A 25,367-nucleotide genomic window follows, 5' to 3' on the forward strand; every position below is an offset into this window, starting at 1 on the left:
GAGACGGCGCGACAGCCGACGACAGCCGAGCAGCCGTACCGGACACGACAGGCGGCCCGCACGGACGCACCCCCGGCCCGCGCCGAGGGCCGGGGCACGGACCACACCCCAGTAGGCTGTGACGGTTGTCGTACCCGACCCGTCACCGGAGACCGTGACTACCACCGCCCCGCACAGCGCCAGCAACTCGCACTCGCACCACCTGTCGCCCGCCTTCCCCGGCCGCGCCCCCTGGGGCACGGCCGGCAAGCTGCGTGCCTGGCAGCAGGGTGCCCTGGACCGGTATGTCGCCACGCAGCCGCGTGACTTCCTGGCCGTGGCGACCCCCGGCGCCGGCAAGACGACGTTCGCGCTCACCCTGGCCTCGTACCTGCTCCACAACCACCTCGTGCAGCAGATCACCGTCGTCGCCCCCACCGAGCACCTGAAGAAGCAGTGGGCGGAGGCCGCGGCCCGGATAGGCATCAAGCTGGACCCCGAGTACAGCGCGGGGCCGGTCGGGAAGGACTACCACGGGGTCGCGGTGACCTACGCGGGCGTCGGCGTACGCCCGATGCTGCACCGCAACCGCTGCGAGCAGCGCAAGACGCTGGTGATCCTGGACGAGATCCACCACGCGGGCGACAGCCGGTCGTGGGGCGAGGCGTGCCTGGAGGCGTTCGAGCCGGCGACCAGGCGGCTGGCGCTGACCGGGACGCCGTTCCGGTCGGACACCAACCCGATCCCGTTCGTGACGTACGAGGAGGGCAACGACGGCATCCGCCGGTCCTCCGCCGACTACACCTACGGCTACGGCAACGCGCTCGCCGACCACGTCGTGCGCCCTGTGATCTTCCTCTCCTACAGCGGCAACATGCGCTGGCGCACCAAGGCCGGCGACGAGATCTCCGCGCGGCTCGGCGAGCCGATGACCAGGGACGCGATCGGGCAGGCCTGGCGGACCGCGCTGGCGCCGACCGGCGAGTGGATCCCGAACGTGCTGCGCGCCGCCGACCAGCGGCTGACGGAGGTCCGCAAGTCCATCCCGGACGCCGGTGCGCTGGTGATCGCCACCGACCAGGACACGGCCCGCGCGTATGCCAAGCTGATCCGGGAGATCACGGGGCACAAGGCGACCGTGGTGCTCTCCGACGACACCGGGGCGTCCTCGCGGATCGAGGAGTTCAGCGCGAGCGACGACCGCTGGATGGTCGCGGTCCGCATGGTGTCGGAGGGCGTGGACGTCCCGCGGCTGGCCGTCGGGGTCTACGCGACGACGATCTCCACCCCGTTGTTCTTCGCGCAGGCGGTGGGCCGCTTCGTGCGGTCCCGCCGGCGTGGCGAGACGGCCTCGGTCTTCCTGCCGACCATCCCCATGCTGCTGGAATTCGCGGGCGAGATGGAGGTGGAGCGGGACCACGCCCTCGACAAGCCCAAGAAGGAGGGCGAGGAGGACCCGTACGCGGAGTCCGAGAAGGAGCTGGAGGAGGCCGAGAAGCAGCAGGACGAGGACACCGGCGAGCAGGACATGCTGCCCTTCGAGGCGCTGGAGTCCGACGCCGTCTTCGACCGGGTGCTGTACGACGGCGCCGAGTTCGGCATGCAGGCGCACCCGGGCAGCGCGGAGGAGCAGGACTACCTGGGCATTCCGGGCCTCCTGGAGCCGGACCAGGTGCAGTTGCTGCTGCAGAGGCGGCAGGCCCGGCAGATCGCGCACAGCCGGAAGAAGCCGGACGAAGAGGCGGACCTGCTGGAACTCCCCGCCGAGCGGCGCCCGATCGTCACGCACAAGGAGCTGCTGGAGCTGCGCAAGCGGCTCAACACGATGGTCTCCGCGTACAACCACCAGAGCGGCAAGCCGCACGGTGTCATCCACAACGAGCTGCGCCGGGTGTGCGGCGGCCCGCCGAGCGCGGAGGCGACGGCGGGGCAGCTCAACGAGCGCATCAAGAAGATCCAGGAGTGGGCGACCCGGATGCGCTGAGCGGCGGCGCGCCCCTCATCGGCGGCGTCCGGGCCGGGTGCTGATGGTCCGTCAGCAGTGATGTGAATCTTGCGGCGAGAGAGGTGATTCGGCGGAAGATTTACGTCGAACGCCTCCGCTGCTCCGGTCGCGTGACCGGATTGTGGACGAAGTCTTCCGCTGAGCGGTACGCATCGCTACCGTTCCGGTCACGCAACGCGCCGTGGCAGAGCAGCCTCGGGGCGCCAGCCGGTACCGCCAGACCGGTGGCCTCTCCGCGCTCTGCCGCGGGACCGGCAGTGCTCCCGCCGTGAGAGATGAGCCGCCACTCACACGAGAAGGGGGCGTCGTGACCGCGGAGACCTCTCAGACGCTCGATCGGGGCCTGCGGGTCCTGAAGCTGTTGGCCGACACCGACCACGGACTGACCGTCACGGAGCTGGCGGCGAAGCTGGGCGTCAACCGTACGGTGGTCTACCGCCTTCTGGCGACACTGGAACAGCACTCCCTGGTCCGCCGGGACCTCGGCGGCCGCGCCCGGGTCGGCCTCGGCGTGCTGCGGCTGGCGCACCAGGTGCACCCGCTGCTGCGCGAGGCCGCGCTCCCCGCCCTGCGCTCCCTCGCCGAGGACATCGGCGCCACCGCCCACCTCACCCTGGTCGACGGCACCGAGGCGCTGGCCGTGGCGGTCGTCGAGCCGAGCTGGACCGACTACCACGTCGCCTACCGCACCGGCTTCCGGCACTCCCTCGACCGCGGCGCCGCGGGCCGGGCGATCCTCGCCGGACGCAGCGTGCAGCCGTACGAGCCCGACGCGCGCTGCTCCGAGGGCCCCGGCTACGTGCTCACCCACGGCGAGCTGGAGGCCGGGGCGAGCGGCGCGGCGGCCCCGCTGGTGGGCGTGCCGGGCATCGAGGGCAGCGTCGGCGTGGTGATGCTCGCCGACGCGATACCCGAACGGGTGGGTCCCCGGGTCGTCGAGGCGGCACTGGAGGTCGCCGACGCCCTGCGGTGAGGGCCGGTGCCGGGCCGGGGTGCCCCGGGCCCCGGCACGCCGGGCCGCCGCCGTGAACTACATTCACCCCATGCCTTTCGCCTCCGCCCGGAACCGGATCCTCGTCGTCTGCGCCGCGCTCGTGGCCGCGCTGCTGGCGGTGGCCCTGTTCGCGCCGCTGCCGATCTCGATCGTCGTGCCCGGGCTGACGGCCGACGTCCTCGGCGACGACCAGGGCAAGCCGGTGATCACGGTCACCGGCAAGGAGACCCGCGACACCTCGGGGCAGTTGCGGATGACGACCATCGCGGCGACCAACCCGGACGCGGTCGTCCGCTTCACCGACGTCCTCAAGGCCTGGTTCGCCACGGACCAGGCCGTGATGCCGCGCGACGCGGTCTACCCGACGGGCGGCACCGTCAAGGAGATCGAGCAGCACAATCAGGCGGAGATGACCGAGTCCCAGCAGGACGCCACCGCCGCGGCCCTGCGGCAGCTGCGGCTGTCCCCCTCGGACGTCAAGGTCACCCTGCACCTCGCGGACGTCGGCGGGCCCAGCGCCGGCCTGATGTTCAGCCTGGGCATCGTCGACAAGATCGAGGGCAACGGCCGCGGCGGCGACCTCACCGGCGGCCGCAGGATCGCCGGTACGGGGACGATCACGGCCGGTGGCAAGGTCGGCCCCGTCGGCGGCGTCCCGCTCAAGGAGCAGGCCGCCCGCCGCGACGGCGCGACCGTCTTCCTCGTCCCGAAGGCCGAGTGCGCCGACGCCAGGGCCGAACTCCCCAAGGGGCTGCGACTGGTGCCCGTCACCACCCTCGACGGTGCGATCGACGCCCTGGTCGCCCTCGACAGCGGCGGCAAGGTCCCCAGCTGCTAGCACACGGTCAAGTGGCCCGCCGGGCGTCCATGTGGCGCCAGGAGGGGAAGACCAGCGGGCACAGCGTCGCCAGGAGGTACGCCCCGCCCGCCGCCAGCATCGCCGTGGTCAGCCCAGCGCCGTCCACCAGGTACCCCGCGGCCAGGCCGCCCACGGGGGTGGTCAGCAGCACCCCCGCGCCCAGGGTGCCCAGGACGCGGCTGCGCAACTCGTCCGGTACGTGCTCGAAGGTCACCGTCGACAGGATGGGGTTGAGCGCCCCCGCCGCGATGCCGCCCGCCACCATGGTGACCGCCAGGGCGCCCCACCCGGGCACCCACGCGGCGACCAGGAACCGGGGCGCGCCGCACAACAGGAAGCACAGCGTGTAGACCGGCCACCGCGGCAGGCGGTGGCCCAGCGCCCCGTACAGCAGCGCCCCGGCGAGCGCACCTGCCCCGAAGAGGCCCGACAGCAGCCCGAGTTGGACGGAGCCGCCGAGTTCCCGTTCGGCGTGCACGGGCAGCAGCACCGAACTCCAGCCCGCGTCGAGGCCGTTGGTCACCATGACCATCAAGGTGATGGCGAGCAGCAGCCGGGAGCGGATCAGGAAGGCGTAGCCCTCGCGCAGTTCGGCCCGGTAGGTGCGCAGGGAGACCGGTGCCGCGTTCTTGGCGGGCTCGGCGCCCGCCAGCCCGCGGACGCCGAAGGCGATCAGCAGCGCGGAGACGGCGAAGGTCGCGGCGTCCAGCAGCAGTACCGTTTCCGCGCCCAGGACGGCGATCAGCACGCCGGCGGCCGAGGCGCCGAGCATCCGGGCGCCGCGCGAGGCGCCGTCGAAGTAGCCCGCGGCGCGCGCCAGCGGTGTCCCCGCCCGCTCGGCCAGTACGGGCAGCAGCACCTCGCGCGCGGTCTCGCCGGGGCCGTGGAAGAGCCCGCTGACGGCCATCAGCGCGCACAGCTGCCAGAACCGCAGCACGCCCGCGAAGTGGAGCAGCGGGATCGCCACGACGGCCACCGCGCACACCGCGTCCGACAGGACCGAGGACCTGCGCCGCCCGAAGCGGTCGATGACCGGTCCGCCGAAGAGCGCGGAGACCACGACCGGCAGGGTCGCGCAGAAGGCCGCCAGGCCCGCGCGGGCGGCGCTGCCGGTGGTCTGCAGCACGAACCACGGGACGGCGAGCACGGTGAGCGAATTGCCGCTGATCGACACGACGTTGGCGGCCAGCACCAGCCGCAGCGGCCGTGGATCGGGTGTCGGGACGGGCCCCGTGGCCCGCTCGGTGCCGCCGGATATGCCGGTTCCGGTGTCCATCTGTGTCCCCCGTGGTGGATGCGGTCAGTCCGCGGCGCGCGGAAAGGTGTGCAGGTGGACGCGGACGTGCGCGGTCTCCCCGGCCTCCGCCGTGTCCCCGGCTGTCTCCGGCTCCGCGTCCTGCCGGGTCCGGTAGCGCTCCACCACCGCGTGGAGCTCCTCGCGCAGGGCGCGGGCCCCGGCCGGGGTGAGCCGCAGGGCGAAGTCGCTCAGGTCGAAGCTGCGGCGCCACTCCTCGGGCCAGTCGCCGACGGTGGCGAGCCAGGTCTCCAGCTCTGCCGCGTGGGTCGCGGCGACCTCCCGGCCGAGCAGGCCGATCGCGGCGCGCACTTCGGGGTCGGCGTGGGCCAGGAAGCCCGCGGCGTTGAAGCGGGTGCCGCTGTGCGCGGCCTTCCACCAGCGCTCGCGGGCGGTGCCGCGTCCCGGGTCCTCCTCCACGAACCCGTACGCCGCGAGCTGCCGCAGGTGGTAACTGGTGGCGCCGCTCGATTCGCCGAGCCGGCCCGCCAGTCCCGAGGCGGTGGCCGGCCCGTACTCGCGCAGCGCGGCGAGCAGCCGGATGCGCAAGGGGTGGGCGAGGCCGCGCAGGGTCCGCGGGTCGAGGCTGATGACGCCGGGGTCGGGCGCGCCGGCGGCGGGTTCGTCAGGCACGGATTCACCGTAGAGCGTGCAAAGACTTCTTTGCAACGCTTTCTTTGCAACAGCTACCCCTCCGTGATGAAGCCCTCCTTCACCAGCCACTCCTTGGCGACCTCGTGCGGGTCCTCGCCCTTCACGTCCACCTTCGCGTTCAGCTCCCGGCCGACGTCGGTGGTCAGCTTCGCGGACAGCGGGTCGAGCAGTCCGCGGATGGCCGGCCAGCGCTCCAGCGCCTTGCTGTTGACGACGGGGGCGGCGTCGTAGTTCGGGAAGAAGTGCTTGTCGTCCTCCATCACCTCCAGGCCGAGGGAGGCGATCCGGCCGTCGGTCGTGTAGACCTCGCCGAGCAGGCAGGAACCCGGCTTGGCGATCTGGGTGTAGATGATCCCGGTGTCCATCTTGCGGATGTTGGAGGAGGGCAGGTCCATGCCGTACGCCTTCGCCATGCCGGGCAGCCCGTCGTCCCGCGAGGCGAACTCGTTCTCCACGCAGAGGGTGACGGCCTTGGGGTCCTTCCTCGACAGGGCGGCCACGTCGGACAGCGTCCGCAGCCCGTACGGGCGGTTCTTCTCCGGGCTGATGGCCAGGGCGTAGGTGTTGTCCAGGGTGGACGGCCGCAGCCAGGTGATGCCGCCCGGCCGGTCGGCGTCGCGGACGGCCCGCCACTGCTCCGCCGGGTCGGCGATGGGCTCGGCGTTGCCCAGATAGGTGATCCAGGCGGTGCCCGTGTACTCGTACATGGCGTCCGCGTCACCGGACTTGATCGCCTCGCGCGCGCCGATGGAGCCCTGGATGTTGGTGCGGTCCAGCACCTCCGCGCCGGCCGCCTTGAAGACCAGGCCGATCATCGAGCCCAGGATGATCTGCTCGCTGAAGCTCTTGGACGTCACCGTGAGCGAGGCGCCCTTCAGTGGCAGGCCCTTCCCCAGCGAGCCGGGGCGGACGTCGCCGACGAGCGGGCTGCCGCTCTTGAGCCCGCAGCCCGGGGCGCAGGCGAGCAGCACCAGGAGGCCCGCCGCCAGGGCCCGGCGGCGCATCAGCCCGTCTCCAGGCCGTGCGGACGCAGCAACTGCTCGGCCAGCGACGCCAGCCAGTCCACCAGCAGGGCCAGCACCACGGTGAGCACCGAACCCAGCACGAGCACCGGCATGCGCTGCGTGACGATCCCGGTGGTGATGATGTCGCCGAGCCCGCCGCCGCCCACGAAGGTGGCGAGTGTGGCGGTGCCCACGTTCAGCACGAGCGCGGTGCGCACGCCCGCCAGGATCAGCGGTACGGCCAGCGGCAGTTCGATCCGCGACAGCGTCCCGGCCGCCGACATCCCGATGCCGCGCGAGGCCTCGATCAGGGTGGGGTCGATGGCCCGCAGTCCCGCCATGGTGTTGGACAGCACCGGCAGCACCGCGTAGACCACCATGCCGACCAGCGCCGTACCGGGTCCGATGCCCAGCCAGACGACGAGCAGGGCCAGCATCCCGATGGCGGGCGTGGCCTGTCCGATGTTGGCGATCGACGTCACCACCGGCGCGGCCGGACGCAGCCGCCGCCGGGTCAGCGCGACGCCGAGCGGGACGGCGATGACCAGCACCCAGAACGTGGAGATCGCGGTGAGCTTGACGTGCTGCCACAGCCGCACCCGGACGGTGTCGCCGACGAGGGCGTTCTCGGCGATCGAGTCGAGGGGGACGGCGGTGATCCACAGGTAGGTGGCGAGCAGGACGAGGGCGAGCACGACCGGGGTGACCAGCAGGCTGTGCCAGGTCAGCCGCCGTGCCGGTGTCCCGTCGGGAGGCCCCGCGGCGGGCCGGCCGCCGGGGCCCGCGCCGTCGGCGGGTTCCTCCGGGCCGGCCGGGCCCCGTCCGGAACCGGGAGCCGCCGCGGGACCGCCGGGGCCGCCCGTCCCGCCCGGCGGTCCGGCGCCGGCGCTCATGCCCGCTCCCCCGGTTCGTGGTCGGCGCCCTCCTGCTCGGCCCTGGTCTGCGGGGCGCGCAACTCCTCCAGATCGTGCCGGTGCTCCAGGGCCGCCAGCCGGTCCTCCTCCAGCAGTTCGTGCACCGAGTTGAGCAGCGTCTCCATGTCCACCACCCCGGTGAACTCACCGCGCCGGCCGGTCACCGCGACCCGGCCGCTGCTGTCGGTGAGCACCGCCTCCAGGGCGTCCCGCAGGGTCGCGTCCCGGGTCACGGTGTCGCCCACCAGCGTCCCGGCGCGGGCGAGCGAGCCCTTGGCGCGCATCAGGTCGCCGCGCCGCAGCCACTTGTAGGGGCGGCCCCTGCGGTCCAGCAGCAGAAGTTCGTTGGTCGTGGTCGCCTCCCGCAGCCGGTCGAAGATCGACTGCAGCGGGTCGTCCAGGCGCACCGTCGGGAAGTCGGCGACGCCCACGTCCCGCACCCGGGTCAGGTTGAGCCGCTTCAGGGCTGCCCCGGCGCCGACGAAACCGGAGACGAAGTCGTCGGCCGGATTGGTCAGGATCGCCTCGGGGGTGTCGAACTGGGCGATGTGCGAGCGCTCCCGCAGCACCGCGATGCGGTCCCCGAGCTTGATCGCCTCGTCGAAGTCATGGGTGACGAAGACGATCGTCTTGTGCAGTTCGTGCTGCAGCCTGATCAGTTCGTCCTGGAGGTGGTCACGGGTGATCGGGTCGACGGCGCCGAAGGGCTCGTCCATCAGCAGCACCGGGGGGTCGGCCGCCAGCGCGCGTGCCACCCCGACGCGCTGCTGCTGACCGCCGGACAGCTGGCGCGGGTAGCGGCCCCGGAACTCGCGCGGGTCCAGCCCCACCAGGTCCAGCATCTCCTCGACGCGGTCCCGGACCCGCGCCCTGGACCAGCCCACCATCCGGGGGACGAGGGCGATGTTCTCGGCCACCGTCATGTGCGGGAACAGCCCGGAGGACTGGATCGCGTAACCGATCTTGCGGCGCAGCTTCACCGGGTCCATGTGGGTGACGTCCTCGCCGCCGATGCGGATGCGGCCCGAGGTCGGCTCGATCAGCCGGTTGATCATCTTCAGCGTGGTGGACTTCCCGCACCCGGACGGCCCGACGAAGATCACCGTCTCGCCGGCCCCGATCTCCATGCTCACCCCGTCCACGGCCGGCTCCGCGCTGCCGGGGTAGCGCTTGGTCAGCTGCTCCAGCTCGATGGTCGCGCCCGATGCCTCAGCCACGGATCCCCCGGGGGATGGTGAGCCGCCCGAGCAGCACGTAGCAGGCGTCGAAGAGCAGCGCCAGGACGACGATGCCGATCGTCCCGGCCAGCACCTGGTTGAGCGCGTTGGCGCTGCCCAGGGAGGCGATCCCGCGGAAGATCTCGTTGCCGAGCCCCGGCCCGGAGGCGTACGCCGCGATCGCCGCGATGCCCATCAGCATCTGCGTCGCGACCCGGATGCCGGTCAGGATCGGCGGCCACGCCAGCGGCAGCTCGACCCGCGCCAGGGCCGCCGTCCGGGACATGCCGATGCCGCGGGCCGCGTCGACCAGCGCCGGGTCCACCCCGCGCAGCCCCACGATCGCGTTGCGGACCACCGGCAGCAGCCCGTACAGCGTCAGCGCCGTCACCGTCGGGGGGACGCCGAGACCGAGCCAGGGGATGAGCAGGCCGATCAGGGCCAGGGAGGGGATGGTGAGGACCGTCGCGGTGGAGGTGACGGCCAGGGTCGCGGCCCAGTCGCGCCGGTAGGAGAGCACCCCGATCGCCACCCCGATCGCGGTCGCCAGCACCATGCACTGGAAGACCAGGCTGGCCTGCTGGTACGTGTCGATCAGCAGCTGTTCGTGCCGGCTGGCGAGGTACTCCCAGAAGCTCACCCGGCATCACCCCTGCCGTCCCTCGGCTATGTGTCCGCGTCCTGTGCCGCCTGCTCGACCAGCGGGATGATCCGCAACGGGACCGGGTTCTCCATGACGATCGCCGTGGAGGCCCGCACGATGCCATCAAAGCCCACAACCCGGTCGATCACACGTTGGAGATCGGCGTTCGAGCGGGCCACCAGCCGGCACAGCATGTCGCCCTGCCCGGTCGTGGTGTGCAGTTCCAGCACCTCCGGGACACCGGCCAAGTGCGCGCGCACGTCCTGGCCTTGCCCCTGCTTGATCTCCAGCGTCGCGAAGGCCGTCACCGGGTAGCCCAGCGCGGCCGGGTCCACCTGCGGTCCGAAGCCGCGGATCACCCCATTGGCCTGAAGCCGGTCCAGCCGTGCCTGCACGGTCCCGCGCGCCACCCCCAGGCGGCGCGAGGCCTCCAGCACGCCGATCCGCGGCTCCTCGGCGAGCAGCTTGATCAGCCGTCCGTCCAGCCGGTCGATCCCCATGGCACCCCAGTCCCTCCTGTGACGGTGGTCACCGTGCACAGAATGCCGCCCGATTTCGCGGTACCGCTGTACAGAGTGCCCAGTCGATCAGGAAACTATTGCGCACCTTGAGGTGCCGGGCGAGGCTGCTGCCATGACTGAGACCCTGGATCACACTTCCCCCACCCCCGGCGACGCGGACCCGTTCCCGGTCAAGGGAATGGACGCGGTCGTCTTCGCGGTGGGCAACGCCAAGCAGGCGGCCCACTACTACTCGACCGCGTTCGGCATGAAGCGCGTGGCCTACTCCGGACCGGAGAACGGCAGCCGCGAGACCGCGTCCTACGTCCTGGAGTCCGGGAGCGCCCGCTTCGTCTTCACCTCCGTCGTCAGAGCCGCCACCGACCACGGCCGCTTCCTCGAGGAGCACGTCGCCGCCCACGGCGACGGCGTCGTGGACCTGGCCCTGGAGGTGCCGGACGTCCGCGCCGCATACGACTACGCCCTCGCGCACGGCGCCACCGGCCTGGAGGAGCCCCACGAGGCCGGCGACGAGTACGGCACCGTCGTGCTGGCCGCCATCGCCACCTACGGCCAGACCCGCCACACCCTGGTCGAGCGCGGCGCCTACAAGGGCCCGTACCTGCCCGGCTACGTCGCCGCCGAGCCGATCGTGGAGCCGCCGGCCAAGCGCTTCTTCCAGGCGATCGACCACTGCGTCGGCAATGTCGAGCTCGGCAAGATGAACGACTGGGTGACCTTCTACAACCGGGTCATGGGCTTCACCAACATGAAGGAGTTCGTCGGTGACGACATCGCCACCGAGTACTCGGCCCTGATGTCCAAGGTCGTCGCGGACGGCACGCTGAAGGTCAAGTTCCCCATCAACGAGCCCGCGATCGCCAAGAAGAAGTCCCAGATCGACGAGTACCTGGAGTTCTACGGCGGCCCGGGCGTCCAGCACATCGCCCTCGCCACCAACGACATCGTCGCCACGGTCCGCGCCATGCGCGCCGCGGGCGTCGAGTTCCTCGACACCCCCGACTCCTACTACGACACCCTCGGCGAGTGGGTCGGCGACACCCGCGTCCCGATCGACACCCTGCGCGAGTTGAAGATCCTGGCAGACCGGGACGAAGACGGCTACCTGCTGCAGATCTTCACCAAGCCTGTCCAGGATCGCCCGACCGTCTTCTTCGAAATGATCGAGCGACACGGTTCGATGGGCTTCGGCAAGGGCAACTTCAAGGCGCTCTTCGAAGCGATCGAGCGCGAGCAGGAGCGTCGCGGCAACCTCTGATCGCCACCGCCGCGGACTCCGGCGCCGGACCATGCCTCCACGGGGGAGGGGCGTGGACCGGTGCCGGCCGCCGTCAGAAGACGAACCGGAGGTTCCGGAGGGCCGACACGACCGCCCAGGCCCCGAACGCCCACAGCGCCAGCGCCCCCAGCACCGCCCCCGTCGCGGCCCACAGTCCCGTGCGCGGCGGCCGCCGCAGTGCCCCGGCGAGCGCGCCGGCCGACCCGCCCGCCGCGGGCAGGCCCGCGATCAGCAGGGCCGCGTTCTCCAGCGCCACCTTGGTGCGGTGGTTGCCCACCCAGTCCGTGGGGCTCTGGTGGTGCGCCGCGTCCACGGCGCCCATCACCCACAGCACCACCGGCGGGGCGAGCAGCACCACCGCCCACACGCAGCGCACGGCGACCCTCCGCCCGTGGCGCCGCCGCGCCGGTGCCGTGCCGCCGGTGTCCGTCGCGTCCGTCGTGTCCGTCACGGCGGTCATCCTCGCCGCGCCCCCGCCCGCGCCGCCATCCGTACGGATACTCAGAACGCCGCGAGCCGCGCGGTGACGTGATCTTCCCCGGGCGGCGGCGCGGTGCGAAGCTGGACCCATGGGCGATCTCATCGACCGGCTGCGCGCCGGACTCCCCGACGAGGCCATCCTCGCCGATCCCGACGTCACCGCCTCCTACGCCAACGACATGGCCAGCTTCTGCCCGGCCGGGGCGCCCGCGGTGGTTGTCCTGCCGCGCACCGTGGAGCAGGTCCGGCACGTCATGCGGACCGCCACGGCGCTGCGGGTGCCCGTCGTGCCGCAAGGGGCCCGCACCGGCCTGTCGGGCGCCGCCAACGCCTCCGACGGCTGCATCGTGCTCTCCCTGACCAAGATGGACCGCATCCTGGAGATCGACCCCGTCGACCGCGTCGCCGTCGTCGAGCCGGGCGTCGTCAACGCCGCCCTGTCCCGCGCCGTCGCCGAGCGGGGCCTGTACTACCCGCCGGACCCCTCCAGCTGGGAGCAGTGCACCATCGGCGGCAACATCGGCACCGGCTCCGGCGGCCTGTGCTGCGTCAAGTACGGGGTCACGGCCGAGTACGTGCTCGGCCTGGAGGTCGTCCTGGCCGACGGGCGGCTGCTGCGCACCGGCCGCCGCACCGCAAAGGGCGTCGCCGGCTACGACCTGACCCGGCTGCTCGTCGGCTCCGAGGGCAGCCTCGGCATCGTGGTGCGGGCCGTGCTGGCGCTCAAGCCCGCGCCGCCCGCCCAGTTGGCGCTGGTGGCGGAGTTCGGCTCGGCCGAGGCGGCCTGCGCGGCGGTCTGCGACATCATGGCCGGCGGCCATGTGCCCTCGCTGCTGGAACTGATGGACGGCACCACCGTGCGCGCGGTCAACGCGATGACCAGCATGGGACTGCCCGAGTCCACCGAGGCGCTGCTGCTCGCGGCCTTCGACACCCCCGACCCGGCCGCCGACCTCGCCGCGGTGGGCGAGCTGTGCACCGCCGCCGGGGCGACGCAGGTGGTGCCCGCCGAGGACGCGGCGGAGTCCGAAATGCTGCTGCAGGCACGGCGGATGGCGCTGCCCGCACTGGAGCGGGTCTCCACGGCCACGATGATCGACGACGTGTGCGTGCCGCGCGGCAGGCTCGCCGCGATGCTCGACGGGGTCGCGGCGATCGCCCGCAAGCACGACCTGACGATCGGCGTGTGCGCGCACGCCGGGGACGGCAACACCCACCCCGTGGTGTGCTTCGACGCCGCCGATCCCGAGGAGTCCGGACGGGCCCGCGAGTCCTTCGACGAGATCATGGCGCTCGGCCTGGAGCTCGGCGGCACGATCACCGGGGAGCACGGCGTGGGGGTCCTGAAGAAGGAGTGGCTGGCGCGCGAACTCGGCCCGGTGGGCGTGGAGATGCAGCGCGGCATCAAGGCCGTCTTCGACCCGCTCGGCATCCTCAACCCGGGCAAGGTGTTCTGAGTCCCGGCTCCGGCCGCCGGGCCCCGCGGGCCGTCGCCTCAGGCGTCCGGCGGCTCGTCGGAGCCGTGCCAGGTCTCGCGTGTGCGGCGCTCGTCGCGCGCGCCCTCGCCGGCGGCCGGGGCCAGCAGTTCGTCCAGCCGCTCGTCCATGGACAGGTGGTCCAGCTCCGTGCCCGGCGGGACCGCCCGCAGCGTGCGCTCCAGCCATGCCGCCACCGGGTGCGGGGACGCCTCCAGCAGCGCGGTGCCGTCCGGCGAGCTGAGGGCCATGCAGATCACGCTCCGCCCGTCCGTCTTGGTCGGCCAGATCCGCACGTCACCGTGCCCGCTCGGCCGGAACACCCCCTCGACCAGCAACTCCCGGGCGAAAGTCCAGTTGACGGGGCAGTCCGAGCCGATGTGGAAGGTGATGTGCACGGCGAAGGGATCCGCCGACCGGTAGGCCAGCCTGGCCGGGACGGCGACACTGCGCTCGGGCGACAGCACCAGGTGCATCTCCAGCTCGCGTTCGACCACGGTGTGCATCTCGTCGTCCTTTCCTCGGCGCGAAGGCCCCTGGCGGTGCTGCGCGGCGGGTGCTGCGCGGGGCCCGCACCGGGAGAGAGCGCATACGGCCTTCACCATTACGCGGGTTCCGGGGATCGGGAGGACTTTTCCCGAAGGCCCGGCACACGCGAGATGGATGCGGTACACACGGAACGTCGCCGTCCGCCCCGCCCGGGAGTGCGTCCGGTCGTGCGACGGTCCTCCCCTTCCCGTTCCCGCCCCCGCCGCGCCCACGGCTCCGCGGCGCGCACGTCCCCGTCCGTCCGAGGCGGTGTCAGTTCGGAAGCGTATCGGTTCGGTAGCCGGGATTTGCCCCGGAATGCCGATCCTCGCCCATGGATCGTTTCTTTCGTCCGCCCGGCGCGTTCTTCGTTAGTGTCCTCCTTGCACGCCGGGGGACGGCGGGCTGGTCGAGCGTGTCGGTCGTGAGGGGAGTTGTCACGGATGACCTCCGGTAGCAGCGGCGGGAGTCTGCCCGGTCCCGGGTACTACCCGGACCCGTCCATCCCGGGCTACATCCGGTACTGGAACGGCTCCTCGTGGGTGCCCGGCACGAGCCGTCCCGCACCGCAGCCCGGGGAGGACCTCGCGCCGCCGTCCGGTGCCGCCGTGGCCGCGGCCGGCCCCGCGCTGGCGCCGCCGCCCGCGCCCCCCGTGCCGGAGGCCCCGGAGGCGGCCGCGACACCGCGGACCCCCGCGCTGGAGGAGTCCGGGCCGATGTTCCTGGACGAGGACCCGCGGGCGCCGCGGGCCGAACGCGGCCCCGAGACCGTCACCGGGCTGCAGGCGCAACCGCAGCAGCCGCGTCAGGAGTTCCGTGCGGAGCCCGCCCCGGAGCGGGCGTGGGCCGCCGACCCGGCCCGGCAGGACCCCTCGCCCCGCATCTCGTGGGGCACCCCCGAGCGCGCGGGGCAGCCCGCCGCACCGGCGCAGGCCGCAGCCCCGGCACGGACCCCCGCCCCTACCCCCGCTCCCTCGCCGGCCCCGACTCCGGCTCCTGCTCCCGCGCCCGCCCGCGCGGCCACCACGCCGGCGGCCGCGGCCACCGCGTCCGCGCCGACCGAGAGCGCCGTGCCCGGGCAGCAGTCCGCGCCCGTCCCGTGGGCGCAGCAGGTGCACGATCTGGCCCGTCAGGTCCCGTCGCAGGGCGGGGAGGGCGCGGCGCCCGCGCCGTGGCGGCCGGTCGCCGAGGACCCGTTCGCCTCCGCGCAGGAACAGGCGCGCCCCGCCTCGCCGGGGAAGCGGCTGGCGGCCCGGCTGATCGACACCGTCGTGGTGGGCGCGGTCGTCGCGGCGGCCGCGGTGCCGCTGGGGACGGCGGCGTACGAGCACGTGCGCGACAAGGTGGACGCCGCCCGGCTGACCGGCGAGGAGGCGACGGTCTGGCTGGTCGACGGCACGACGGGTGTGCAACTGGGCATCGTGGCGGCCGTCGTGCTCGTCACCGGGCTGCTGTACGAGGTCCTGCCCACCGCCAAGTGGGGCCGCACCCTGGGCAAGAAGCTGCTCGGCCTGCGCGTGCTGGACATCGAGAGCCAGTACGAACCCGGCTTCGGGCAGGCGCTGCGCCGCTGGCTCACCCACACGGTGCTCGACGCGCTCGTGATCGGCTTCCTCGGACTGGTGTGGTGCCTCTTCGACCGGCCGTGGCGGCAGTGCTGGCACGACAAGGCGGCGCGCACCTTCGTGGCCCGCGAGCGCTGACACCCGAACGGCCCCCGCCGGAGGCGCGGCCGAATCGTCCGGGTTTCACTCGGGGCATGAGCACCGACCAGCCCGAGGACCCGTTCGCCAAGCCGCCCCGGGAGCCGTCCGGGCCCGCGCAGCCGCCGCCCGGGCAGTCACCGCCGCCCGGCGGGCAGCCACCGGGTCAGCAGCCCCCGCCCGGCGGGCAGCCGTACCCGCCGCCCCCGCACCAGCCCCCGCCCGGCGGCTCGCCCTACGACCAGCCGCCCCCGGGCTACGGCGGCGGCGACCCGTACGCGGGCGGCTCGTACCCGGGCGACCCGTACGCGAGCGGCCCCTACGGGGCCGGCGAGCCCGATCCCCTGGCGGGGATGCCCCCGCTGGCGAACCGTGGGCGCAGGCTGGTCGCGCGCATCGTCGACGGCCTGATCATCGGCATCCCGGTCTACGGCCTCACCGGGCTGATCTGGAACTACGACTACAACGCCACCGGCGCGCTGTTCTCCCAGGGCGTGATCTACGCCGTGATCTACCTGGCCTACCAGGTGTTCATGCTCACCCGGTACGGGCAGAGCCTCGGCAAGAAGCTGCTCAGGGTGCGCGTCGGCATGCTCACCGACGGCACCAATCCGACGACCCCGGCGGCGCTGAAGCGGGAGTCGGTCTACTCGCTGGTGCCGATCATCCCGTGCTGCGGTGAGATCTTCTGGATCATCGAGGTGCTCTGGTGCACCTGGGACAAGCCCTACCGCCAGTGCCTTCACGACAAAGCAGGGCAAACCGTGGTGGTTTCGGTGGAGTAAGGCACACTGTGGGGTGATCGTCGCAGGGCCGTGACCATCGGCGTCTATGCGCCGTCCTGCCCGGCTGATTTACTCACTCCATGAGTTCGAATCAACCGCCTGGGTACGGTTACCCGCAGGGCGGCTCGGGGGACCAGAACCCGTACGGCCAGCAGCCGTACGGGCAGCAGCAGCCCCAGGGCCAGAACCCTTACGAGCAGCAGCCGTTCCCGCAGCAGCAGCCCTACGCCTATCCGCAGCAGGGGCCCGGCTACGGCCAGATGCCCACGGACCCGGCCCTGGCGGGCATGCCCCCGCTGGCCGGCAGCGGCCAGCGCTTCGTTGCGCGGCTCATCGACGGGGTGATCTTCCTCGTCCTCGCGTTCGTCCTGTTCGCGGTCTTCGGCGCGTCGTTCACCGACCCCGACGACCTGGGCAAGGTCGCGGTGGTGTCGCTCCTCGTCGGCGTCGCCAGCTTCTTCTACGAAGCGCTGATGCTGAAGTCCAGCGGCCAGACCATCGGCAAGAAGGTCATGAACATCCGCGTGGCGCGGCTCGCCGACGGCGCCGTCCCGGGCAACGCGGCCTGGGCCCGCGCCGGTACGTACGCGGGTGCGAGCGTCGTCGGCAACGTGATCCCCTGCGTGGGCTTCGTCGTGCCGCTGCTCAACGCCCTGTGGCACCTGTGGGACAAGCCGTACCGCCAGTGCTGGCACGACAAGGCGGCCAAGACCGTCGTCGTCAAGGCCTGACGCGCACGTCACATACGACGGCCCCGGAGCGGATGCTCCGGGGCCGTCGGTGTGTTCGGGGGCGCGGCGCTCAGCGCCGCAGCGAGTGCTCGCTCATCCGGGCCTCCGCGGCGCCGCGGACGCGGGGCCGCGGGACCGGGTGCCGCTCGACGGGAAGTTCGCGCTTGGTGCGGCGCGTGCCGGCCGGGATCGCCGCCGTCACGGCGACCAGGACGCCGAGCGCCAGTCCCGCGGCGGCGATGACCGCCACCGCGACGCCCGATCTCGCCTCGGAGAGCAGCAGCATCGCGAGCGTGGAGAGCACCACGGTCGCGGAACCGTAGGTCAGCTGGGCGGGGGTGGGACGTGGCATGGCTGATCCGTCCTCATATACGTCGATTGTGGCGGAGCGTCGGCCAGGGCCGTCTTCCGGTGGTTCGGACGTGGCACGCCAACCACCGACCCTACGGTGCGAGATGCCCGCACGGAACGCCTGGTAAGCGTGACCTAACCCACGGTGCGGAAGCACGGGGGGCGCACGGGGTCGCATCACGATCTTCCCGGGCCCAACGAAGGTGCGGCAAAAGATACTTGCTCGGACCGCGGTGTCCGCTATGTGCAACGGGACGGTCGCTCACCGTACTTGTCGGTCATGGCCAAGTCAAGATCTGTCTTTTCAGGCGTCACTCCGGTGCAATGGCTTCACCCTAGGGAGGTCATTACATCGTGAAAAGCCAACGACGGACCATCAGATCCGCCGCTCTGGCCGTGGCGATCGCCGCAATAGGCGCCACCGCCTTCCCCGTCGCGGCAGCCCAGGCCGACCCGCAGGCCGGTCGTGTCGTGCGACACGACCCGGCGAAGGCGGAGCGTGTCGAGCACGATCTGAAGGGCCCGCTGAGCGACCGCCAGGACGCCCAGCGCCAGCAGGCGATCGAGCAGGTCATCTCCGGCAAGTCCAAGGTCGAGGAGCGCGGCTCCTCGGACGTGGTGAAGCTCGGCAAGAACAAGTACGTCGAGCTCGCGCGCGAGAAGACCGACAAGATCTTCGTGATCCTCGCGGAGTTCGGCGGCAAGACCGACCCCGCGTACGGCGGCACGCCCGGTCCCGCGCACAACGAGATAGCCAAGCCCGACCCGCGCGTGGACAACAGCACGGAGTGGCAGGCCGACTACAACCGGCAGCACTTCCAGGACATGTACTTCTCGAAGGCCGCGGACAAGGAGTCCATGGCCAAGTACTACGAGAGGCAGTCCTCCGGCCGCTACTCGGTCGCCGGCGAGGTCGCGGACTGGGTCAAGGTCGACTGGAACGAGGCCCGGTACGGCAGCAACAAGTGCGACACCTGCACCTGGAACCTCGTCGCTGACGCGGTGAACAAGTGGGTCGCCGCGCGCAAGGCCGCCGGTGACAGCCCCGCCACGATCAAGGCGAAGCTGGCCGAGTACGACCAGTGGGACCGCTACGACTACGACGGCGACGGCAACTTCAACGAGTCCGACGGCTACATCGACCACTTCCAGATTGTGCACGCCGGCGAGGACGAGTCCGCCGGCGGCGGCGCCCAGGGCGAGGACGCGATCTGGGCCCACCGCTGGTACGCCTACGGCACCGACCTCGGCGCCACCGGCCCGGAGGGCAACCTCCTCGGCGGCACCCAGATCGGCGACACCGGTGTCTGGGTCGGCGACTACACCGTCCAGCCGGAGAACGGCGGCCTCGGCGTCTTCGCCCACGAGTTCGGCCACGACCTCGGTCTGCCGGACCACTACGACACCACCAACACCGCCGAGAACTCCACGGGCTTCTGGACGCTGATGTCGTCCGGTTCGTGGCTGGGCACCGGCAAGGACGCCATCGGCGACCTGCCCGGCGACATGACGGCCTGGGACAAGCTGCAGCTGGGCTGGCTGAACTACGCCACCGCCAAGGCCGGCAAGATCTCGGCCACCACCCTGGGTGTCGCGGAGTACAACACCGCGAAGAAGCAGGGCCTGGTCGTCACGCTCCCGAAGAAGACCGTGACCACCGAGCTGGCGGCCCCGGCCGAGGGCACGAAGCAGTGGTGGAGCGGCAAGGGCAACGACCTGAGCAACACCCTCACCCGTGACGTCGACCTGACCGGGAAGACCTCGGCGAGCCTGTCGCTCAAGGCCTGGTACGACATCGAGCGCAGCTACGACTACCTCTACACCGAGGTGTCCACCGACGGCGGCTCCACCTGGACCCCGCTCGACGGCACCATCGGCGGCGCTCCGCTCCCGCGCGACGCCAGCGACAAGCCGGCCCTGACCGGCACCGCGGCCTCCTACCAGGACATGGTGCTCCCGCTGGACGCCTACGCGGGCCAGTCGGTCAAGCTCCGCTTCCGCTACCAGTCCGACGGCGGCGTGGCCCTGAAGGGCTTCCTCGCCGACGCGATCACCGTGACCGCCGACGGCGCGACCGTGCTCAGCGACGGTGCCGAGTCCGGTGACAACGGCTGGACCGCGAAGGGCTTCTCGGCCAAGGGCTCCACGTTCTCCGAGGACTACGCGCAGTACTACATCGCGGAGAACCGGCAGTACGTCTCCTACGACAAGACCCTGAAGGTCGGCCCCTACAACTTCGGCTGGGCCGCCCCCAAGGACAACTGGGTCGAGCACTACGCGTACCAGAACGGCCTGCTGGTCTGGCTGTGGGACACCTCGCAGGACGACAACAACGTCAGCGAGCACGCCGGTTCCGGCCGGATCCTCCCGATCGACGCCCACCCCAAGGCGCTGAAGTGGTCGGACGGCACGGTCATGCGCAACCGGATCCAGGCGTACGACTCCACGTTCACCCGGGCCCGCACCGACGCGGTCACCCTGCACAAGAACGGTGTCGCCACCAAGATCGCCAGCCAGCCGGGGGTCTCGGTCTTCGACGACAAGAACTCCTACTGGTCGTCGGCGAACCCCACCGGCAGCGTGAAGGTCTCCCCGACCAACACGCGCATCACGATCCTTCACGAGGCCAAGGACGGCAGCACCGTCACGCTGATGGTCAGCCCTTCCAAGAAGTGATCACGCACCACTCGAAGTGACCTGATCGGCCCCCGTCCCCTGGTGGACGGGGGCCGATCCGCTCACCATGTCCGTATGGCCAGCGGCGGTTTCACCAGGCTTCCCAGCGGCGTCGTCGTCGTGGCCCTCCGGTTGCCCTCGCCCGGCGGGGCCCCGGACGAGTACATCAGGGTGCTCGTCGTCTCGGCCAACCGCCAGCGCGCGCTGACCCGCCTGCGCAACCTGGGCTTTCGCACCGCCCGCCTCGTCGGCAACATGGAGCCACCGACGTCCGACGAGATCAACGCCGTCCTGCACCACCCCGACGGCCTCGTCTGGCGCCGCATCCCCTCGGCCCCCGCCGCCCCCTGGCAGTCGATCGCGGCACTGCTGGGCCCGACCGTCCGCCGCTGAACCCGGGCGGGCCCCCGGGCGTCAGGCCTGTTCGCGGACGACCGGCTTCCCGGACAGTTCGGCGCCGGCGGCGCGCAGCTCCTCCAGCGCCCGCGCGGTCGTCTCCGCCATGACGCCCGCCGTCAGGTCGAGCAGCACCCGGGTGCGGAAGCCCTCCCGTACGGCGTCCAGGGCGGTCGCCCGTACGCAGTGGTCGGTGGCGATGCCGACCACGTCGACCTCGGCCACGTGGCGCTCGCGCAGCCACCGGGCCAGCCCGGTGCCGTTCTCGTCGGCGCCCTCGAAACCGCTGTAGGCGCCCGCGTACGCGCCCTTGTCGAAGACCGCCTCCACCGCGCCGGAGGCGACCGCCGGCGCGAAGTTGGGGTGGAAGCCGGCCCCCTCGGTACCGGCGACACAGTGCCGCGGCCAGGTGTGGACGAAGTCGGGGCGCTCGGCGAAGTGGCCGCCGGGGGAGACATGGTGGTCGCGGGTGGCCACGACGTGCCGGTAGCCGGCTGTGGCGTCCCCGACGAGGTCGGTGATGGCGGCGGCGACCTCGGCGCCGCCGGCGACCGCCAGGCTGCCGCCCTCGCAGAAGTCGTTCTGCACGTCCACGACGATCAGTGCGCGGTGCATGGCGTCGGTCCTTTCCCGTCGGTGTCGCTTGCCGGCCGCGGTGAGCGGTGCCCCGCCGCGGCGGGGCACCCCGGCGGATCAGTGGGTGATGTACTCGGTGTGCAGCACCGGCTCGCCGCGCGACAGCTGGGTCGCGGACAGCGGCAGTCCGGCGCGGATCTCGATGTGGCGGGCGCGGGCGGCGTCCAGCGGCTCCCGGTGCACGGTCTCGCCGCCCAGCACCAGCGGCACCAGCAGCTGCCGGTCCGCCAGCGGCCCGGGCACCGGCCCGGTGCCGATCACCTCGGCCTCGGCGACCCCGTCGGCGTCCAGCCGCCGGGCCGCCCACTTGCGCCCGCCGATGCTGGTCTTGCCGCCCATGGACTTCTTGGCGACCGGCACCAGGGGGGCGCCGGGCTCGTCGGAGGTGGCGCGGGCGACCAGCTTGTAGACCATCGAGCAGGTCGGCTGCCCGCTGCCGGTCACCAGGGAGGTGCCGACCCCGTACGCGTCGACCGGCGCCGCGGCCAGTGAGGCGATCGCGTACTCGTCCAGGTCGGAGGTGACCACGATCCGGGTGTTCTTCGCCCCCAGGTCGTCCAGCTGCTGCCGGACCCGGTGGGCGAGCAGCAGCAGGTCCCCGGAGTCGATGCGCACCGCCCCGAGCTCGGCTCCGGCGATTTCCACGGCGGCCCGGACGGCCGACGCCACGTCGAAGGTGTCGACCAGCAGGGTGGTGCCGCGGCCGAGCGACTCGACCTGGGCGGTGAAGGCGTCCCGCTCGTCGTCGTGGAGCAGGGTGAAGGCGTGCGCGCTGGTGCCGATGGTCGGCAGGCCGTAGCGGAACCCGGCGGCCAGGTTGCTGGAGGAGGCGAAGCCCCCTACGTAGGCGGCGCGGGAGGCCGCCACCGCCGCCAGCTCGTGGGTGCGGCGCGCACCCATCTCCATCAGCGGCCGGCCCGACGCGGCCACGGCCATCCGGGAGGCGGCTGCCGCGATCGCCGAGTCGTGGTTGAGGATCGACAGCACCACCGTCTCCAGCAGCACCGCCTCGGCGAAGGTCCCCTCGATCCGCATGATCGGCGAGCCGGGGAAGTACACCTCGCCCTCGGGATAGCCGAGGATGTCGCCGCGGAAGCGGTAGCCGGCCAGCCACTCCAGGGTGGGGGCGTCGACCACCCGCTCCCGCTCCAGGAAGGACAGGATGCTGTTGTCGAAGCGGAAGTTCTCCACCGCGTCCAGCACCCGGCCGGTGCCGCACACGACCCCGTACCGCCGCCCCTCGGGCAGCCGGCGGGTGAACACCTCGAACACCGAACGGCGGTGGGCGGCGCCGCTGCGCAGCGCGGCCTGCAGCATGGTCAGCTCGTACCGGTCGGTGAACAGCGCGGTGGAGGGGACCATGACAGGCAGCCCCAGGTCTGCAGTGCTCATGTCTGTGGATGCTACCCCCAACTCTCGTCAGAGTGACGATTTCTCGGGGGCCGGTTTCCCTGCGGGCACCGTCTGGTGACAGCATGGGTCACGTGAGTGTCGCCCCCGCAGAGATCGAACGGACCGAATCGAGCGAGGCCCCCTTCGAGGTGCCGTCACCGGACGTTCCCTGGGTGACTGTCGTCCACAACGACCCGGTCAATCTGATGAGCTACGTGACCTATGTCTTCCAGGCGTACTTCGGCTACCCGAAGGACAAGGCCACCAAGCTCATGCTCGACGTGCACCACAAGGGCCGGGCCGTGGTGTCCAGCGGCACGCGCGAGGAGATGGAGCGCGACGTGCAGGCCCTGCACGGCTACGGGCTGTGGGCCACTCTGACGCAGGACCGCTGAGGCCGCGAGACCACCGAGACCACCGAGCCCCTGAGGGACGGCTGATACAGACATGCCCGGGTACTTCCAGACCGCTGCCGCAGGCGGCGCCGCCGTCGCGCTCGACGAGGTCGAGATCTCCATCCTGCGCAGCCTGGCCGTGCAGCTCCTGGAACTGATCGGCCCCGGCGAACCCGCCGGCGGCGCCGAGCCGGCCGACCCGCTGGCCGAGCTGTTCGCCGAGGGCCCCACCCGGCCCCCGCAGGACCCGGCGCTCGCCCGGCTGTTCCCGGACGCCTACGAGGAGGAGGCGGACTCCTCGGACTTCCGCCGCTACACCGAGATCGACCTGCGCGCCCGCAAGCGCGACGACGCCCTCGCCGTCGTCCGCAGCCTCGACGCGCTCACCCCCGGCGGCGACGGGGGAGCGGTGCTCACCCTCGACACCGCGCAGGCGCGCCAGTGGCTCGGCACCCTCAACGACCTGCGGCTGACCATGGGGACCCGGCTGGAGGTCAGCGACGACGAGGGCAGCGAGCTGTACCGGCTGCCGGACTCCGACCCGCGCAAGCCGCTCGTCATGGCCTACCTCTGGCTCGGCGCGCTCCAGGAGAGCCTCGTGGAGACCCTCATGCCGTGATCCGGGAAGGGCGTCCGTTCACCGTCCGTTCGCTCAGACGACGCTCAATTCCGGATAACGATCACATCACCCCGCCCGACCGCATTCCCATTCGGCGCACCTTTTGTCTGCCTCTCCCTGTGCCGTATGCCACATTTGCGCTGCGTGCCCGGCGCACACCCCGTGATACGAATCCTCGACCACCGGCCGTGACGCCACCCCTGTCGCGGTCGGTCGCGTGGCCGGCTGACCCCGGCGTGCACCTCCACCATCCGGGGGGATCGGAACCCGATCCGGGCCACCACGGCCGGACGGGCATGGAGAAAGGCACAGCACCATGACCTCGACGCAGGTCGAGCAGTACGAATCCGGCGGCGGCGCCACGGGGACCGCACCGGAAGAGGGCTACAAGCGCGGACTCAGCGCCCGTCAGGTCCAGATGATCGCCATCGGCGGCGCCATCGGCACCGGCCTGTTCTACGGGTCCAGCACGGGCATCGCCGCCATCGGACCCAGCCTGATCGCCTGCTACGCGGGCGCCGGCATCGTCATCTTCTTCATCATGCGGGCCCTCGGCGAGCTCCTCACCTACCGCCCCACCTCCGGCAGCTTCGCCGACTACGCCCGTGAGTTCTTCGGGCCGTTCGCCGGCTTCGCCACGGGCTGGTCGTACTGGGCCCTGTGGATCACCGCCTGTATGTCCGAGGTCACCGTGGCGGGCGCCTACATCAACTTCTGGTGGCCGTCGGTCCCGGTCTGGTCCACCGCCGCGGCCGCCCTCGTGGTGCTGTTCGTCGCCAACCTCGTCTCCGTCAAGATCTTCGGCGAGCTGGAGTTCTGGTTCTCCACGATCAAGGTCACCGCGATCATCGCGATGATCGTCATCGGTGTCGGCATCCTGACCTTCGGCTTCTCCTCCGCCGGCGACACCGCCTCCGTCAGCCACCTGTGGGCCGACGGCGGCTTCGCCCCCAGCGGCGCCTGGCAGGCCATGCTCGCCATGCAGGGCGTGATCTTCGCCTACCTCGGCGTCGAACTCGTCGGCATCACCGCCGGCGAGGCGGAGAACCCCAAGCAGACCCTGCGCAAGGCGATCAACACCCTCCCGGTCCGCATCGGCATCTTCTACGTCGGCACGCTGATCGTCCTGCTGTCGGTCTTCTCCTGGACCAAGTACACCCCCGGCGTCAGCCCCTTCGTCCAGGTCTTCGTCCAGGTCGGCATCCCCGGCGCCGCCGGGATCATGAACTTCGTGGTCCTCACCGCCGCCCTGTCCTCCTGCAACTCCGGCATCTACTCCACCGGCCGCATGCTGCGCGGCCTGGCCGTCAACGGCGAGGCGCCCAAGGCCGTGGCGAAACTCAGCGACCGGCAACTCCCGCTGCCCGCCCTCGTCATGTCCACCCTCGTCATGGGCATCGGCGTGATCGTCAACGTCGTCTCCCCGGACAAGGCGTTCGTCTACATCACCTCCGTCGCGACCTGCGCCGGCCTGTGGACCTGGATCATGATCCTCGCCGCGCACCTGCGCTACCGCGCCAAGGTCCGCGCCGGCCTGCTGCCCGCCTCCGACTTCCGCATGCCGGGCGCCCCGGTCACCAACTGGATCGCCATCGCGGCGCTGCTGTCCGTCGTCGTCCTGATGGCGACCGACGCCGACACCCGCCTCGGCCTGTACGTGTGGCTCGTCTGGTCGGCCGTGCTCTGCACCGGCTACCTGGTCCTCAAGCGCCGCACCCCCGGCGGCACCGCCGCGGCCCCCGCCCGGGGATAGCCCCGGGGGACCCCGTCCGGGCCGGCGGCCGCCGTACACCCCGTACGGCGGCCGCCGCCCTCGCAACGGGGCCCGTACACCCAC

Annotated in this window: 25 protein-coding genes; 13 read left to right on the forward strand and 12 right to left on the reverse strand. The window is 72.0% G+C overall.

The window, feature by feature from the left end:
- Positions 1-154: 154 nt before the first annotated feature.
- From CHF15_RS23225 to CHF15_RS23235, 3 genes are all read left to right on the forward strand, one after another.
- Positions 155-1,963 carry a DEAD/DEAH box helicase gene (locus CHF15_RS23225; protein ID WP_089225955.1) on the forward strand — a complete coding sequence of 603 codons (1,809 nt, stop codon included), beginning with the start codon at positions 155-157 and terminating at the stop codon, positions 1,961-1,963.
- Positions 1,964-2,291: 328 nt separating this feature from the next.
- Positions 2,292-2,957: an IclR family transcriptional regulator gene (locus CHF15_RS23230; protein WP_018564058.1), complete on the forward strand. Its 666-nt coding sequence runs from the start codon at positions 2,292-2,294 to the stop codon at positions 2,955-2,957.
- A gap of 70 nt (positions 2,958-3,027) precedes the next feature.
- The gene (locus CHF15_RS23235) at positions 3,028-3,816 is read left to right on the forward strand and encodes a S16 family serine protease (protein ID WP_089225801.1); all 789 of its coding nucleotides are present in this window, start codon (positions 3,028-3,030) and stop codon (positions 3,814-3,816) included.
- A 7-nt stretch (positions 3,817-3,823) separates the two neighbouring features.
- Here CHF15_RS23235 and CHF15_RS23240 read toward each other — a convergent pair whose 3' ends face one another.
- Genes CHF15_RS23240 through CHF15_RS23270 form a run of 7 tightly spaced genes read right to left on the reverse strand, consistent with a single transcriptional unit; the run spans position 3,824 to position 10,063 of the window.
- The gene (locus CHF15_RS23240; protein ID WP_089225802.1) at positions 3,824-5,113 is read right to left on the reverse strand and encodes an MFS transporter; all 1,290 of its coding nucleotides are present in this window, start codon (positions 5,111-5,113) and stop codon (positions 3,824-3,826) included.
- Positions 5,114-5,137: 24 nt separating this feature from the next.
- Positions 5,138-5,764, reverse strand: a complete 627-nt coding sequence (locus CHF15_RS23245) for a winged helix-turn-helix domain-containing protein (RefSeq protein ID WP_089225803.1) — start codon at positions 5,762-5,764, stop codon at positions 5,138-5,140.
- Positions 5,765-5,817: 53 nt separating this feature from the next.
- Entirely contained in the window at positions 5,818-6,789 is a 972-nt protein-coding gene (locus tag CHF15_RS23250; RefSeq protein ID WP_089225804.1) for a glycine betaine ABC transporter substrate-binding protein, read from the reverse strand.
- Positions 6,789-7,682, reverse strand: a complete 894-nt coding sequence (locus CHF15_RS23255) for an ABC transporter permease (protein WP_089225805.1) — start codon at positions 7,680-7,682, stop codon at positions 6,789-6,791. The genes CHF15_RS23250 and CHF15_RS23255 overlap by 1 nt, the downstream gene beginning before the upstream one ends.
- Complete coding sequence (locus CHF15_RS23260; protein WP_089225806.1) at positions 7,679-8,920, reverse strand: betaine/proline/choline family ABC transporter ATP-binding protein; 1,242 nt, start codon at positions 8,918-8,920, stop codon at positions 7,679-7,681. The genes CHF15_RS23255 and CHF15_RS23260 overlap by 4 nt, the downstream gene beginning before the upstream one ends.
- Positions 8,913-9,560 (reverse strand): ABC transporter permease, encoded by a 648-nt coding sequence (locus CHF15_RS23265; protein ID WP_089225807.1) that lies wholly within the window; start codon positions 9,558-9,560, stop codon positions 8,913-8,915. The genes CHF15_RS23260 and CHF15_RS23265 overlap by 8 nt, the downstream gene beginning before the upstream one ends.
- Positions 9,561-9,586: 26 nt before the next feature.
- Positions 9,587-10,063: an Lrp/AsnC family transcriptional regulator gene (locus CHF15_RS23270; RefSeq protein ID WP_089225808.1), complete on the reverse strand. Its 477-nt coding sequence runs from the start codon at positions 10,061-10,063 to the stop codon at positions 9,587-9,589.
- A 133-nt stretch (positions 10,064-10,196) separates the two neighbouring features.
- On the opposite strand from CHF15_RS23270, the gene hppD reads away from it, so the two are divergent.
- Positions 10,197-11,342: a 4-hydroxyphenylpyruvate dioxygenase gene (hppD, locus tag CHF15_RS23275; RefSeq protein ID WP_089225809.1), complete on the forward strand. Its 1,146-nt coding sequence runs from the start codon at positions 10,197-10,199 to the stop codon at positions 11,340-11,342.
- Between the two features lie 73 nt (positions 11,343-11,415).
- On the opposite strand, the gene CHF15_RS23280 is transcribed toward hppD, so the two are convergent.
- A complete protein-coding gene (locus tag CHF15_RS23280; protein WP_143681624.1) occupies positions 11,416-11,814 on the reverse strand; it encodes a hypothetical protein in 399 nt (132 codons plus the stop codon).
- 118 nt (positions 11,815-11,932) lie between these two features.
- Here CHF15_RS23280 and CHF15_RS23285 point away from each other — a divergent pair, with 118 nt between their 5' ends.
- Complete coding sequence (locus tag CHF15_RS23285) at positions 11,933-13,300, forward strand: FAD-binding oxidoreductase (RefSeq protein WP_089225811.1); 1,368 nt, start codon at positions 11,933-11,935, stop codon at positions 13,298-13,300.
- 38 nt (positions 13,301-13,338) lie between these two features.
- On the opposite strand, the gene CHF15_RS23290 is transcribed toward CHF15_RS23285, so the two are convergent.
- Positions 13,339-13,824 carry an SsgA family sporulation/cell division regulator gene (locus CHF15_RS23290; RefSeq protein WP_089225812.1) on the reverse strand — a complete coding sequence of 162 codons (486 nt, stop codon included), beginning with the start codon at positions 13,822-13,824 and terminating at the stop codon, positions 13,339-13,341.
- 465 nt (positions 13,825-14,289) lie between these two features.
- Between CHF15_RS23290 and CHF15_RS23295 the strand changes: the two genes are divergently transcribed.
- The 3 genes from CHF15_RS23295 to CHF15_RS23305 all read left to right on the forward strand — a co-directional run bounded on the left by CHF15_RS23295 (position 14,290) and on the right by CHF15_RS23305 (position 17,065).
- Entirely contained in the window at positions 14,290-15,549 is a 1,260-nt protein-coding gene (locus CHF15_RS23295; RefSeq protein ID WP_089225813.1) for an RDD family protein, read from the forward strand.
- A 56-nt stretch (positions 15,550-15,605) separates the two neighbouring features.
- Positions 15,606-16,334: an RDD family protein gene (locus CHF15_RS23300; protein ID WP_089225814.1), complete on the forward strand. Its 729-nt coding sequence runs from the start codon at positions 15,606-15,608 to the stop codon at positions 16,332-16,334.
- Positions 16,335-16,414: 80 nt separating this feature from the next.
- Positions 16,415-17,065, forward strand: coding sequence for an RDD family protein (locus CHF15_RS23305; RefSeq protein ID WP_089225815.1), 651 nt, complete (start codon positions 16,415-16,417; stop codon positions 17,063-17,065).
- A 70-nt stretch (positions 17,066-17,135) separates the two neighbouring features.
- Here CHF15_RS23305 and CHF15_RS23310 read toward each other — a convergent pair whose 3' ends face one another.
- Positions 17,136-17,417 carry a hypothetical protein gene (locus CHF15_RS23310; protein ID WP_089225816.1) on the reverse strand — a complete coding sequence of 94 codons (282 nt, stop codon included), beginning with the start codon at positions 17,415-17,417 and terminating at the stop codon, positions 17,136-17,138.
- Between the two features lie 353 nt (positions 17,418-17,770).
- Here CHF15_RS23310 and CHF15_RS23315 point away from each other — a divergent pair, with 353 nt between their 5' ends.
- Entirely contained in the window at positions 17,771-20,092 is a 2,322-nt protein-coding gene (locus tag CHF15_RS23315; RefSeq protein ID WP_179279926.1) for an immune inhibitor A domain-containing protein, read from the forward strand.
- Positions 20,093-20,167: 75 nt separating this feature from the next.
- Positions 20,168-20,485, forward strand: a complete 318-nt coding sequence (locus CHF15_RS23320; protein WP_089225818.1) for a hypothetical protein — start codon at positions 20,168-20,170, stop codon at positions 20,483-20,485.
- 21 nt (positions 20,486-20,506) lie between these two features.
- Here CHF15_RS23320 and CHF15_RS23325 read toward each other — a convergent pair whose 3' ends face one another.
- Both CHF15_RS23325 and CHF15_RS23330 read right to left on the reverse strand, forming a co-directional pair.
- Positions 20,507-21,103: an isochorismatase family protein gene (locus tag CHF15_RS23325; protein WP_089225819.1), complete on the reverse strand. Its 597-nt coding sequence runs from the start codon at positions 21,101-21,103 to the stop codon at positions 20,507-20,509.
- Positions 21,104-21,181: 78 nt separating this feature from the next.
- Positions 21,182-22,516: a nicotinate phosphoribosyltransferase gene (locus tag CHF15_RS23330; protein ID WP_089225820.1), complete on the reverse strand. Its 1,335-nt coding sequence runs from the start codon at positions 22,514-22,516 to the stop codon at positions 21,182-21,184.
- Between the two features lie 83 nt (positions 22,517-22,599).
- Here CHF15_RS23330 and clpS point away from each other — a divergent pair, with 83 nt between their 5' ends.
- The 3 genes from clpS (at position 22,600) to CHF15_RS23345 (ending at position 25,283) form a co-directional block, all read left to right on the forward strand.
- Positions 22,600-22,911, forward strand: a complete 312-nt coding sequence (gene clpS / locus CHF15_RS23335) for an ATP-dependent Clp protease adapter ClpS (RefSeq protein ID WP_179279927.1) — start codon at positions 22,600-22,602, stop codon at positions 22,909-22,911.
- A gap of 52 nt (positions 22,912-22,963) precedes the next feature.
- Positions 22,964-23,530 carry a DUF2017 domain-containing protein gene (locus CHF15_RS23340; RefSeq protein WP_089225821.1) on the forward strand — a complete coding sequence of 189 codons (567 nt, stop codon included), beginning with the start codon at positions 22,964-22,966 and terminating at the stop codon, positions 23,528-23,530.
- A gap of 316 nt (positions 23,531-23,846) precedes the next feature.
- Positions 23,847-25,283: an amino acid permease gene (locus tag CHF15_RS23345; RefSeq protein ID WP_089225822.1), complete on the forward strand. Its 1,437-nt coding sequence runs from the start codon at positions 23,847-23,849 to the stop codon at positions 25,281-25,283.
- Positions 25,284-25,367: the final 84 nt, after the last annotated feature.

Source organism: Actinacidiphila glaucinigra (genome assembly GCF_900188405.1).
Lineage (GTDB): Bacteria > Actinomycetota > Actinomycetes > Streptomycetales > Streptomycetaceae > Actinacidiphila > Actinacidiphila glaucinigra.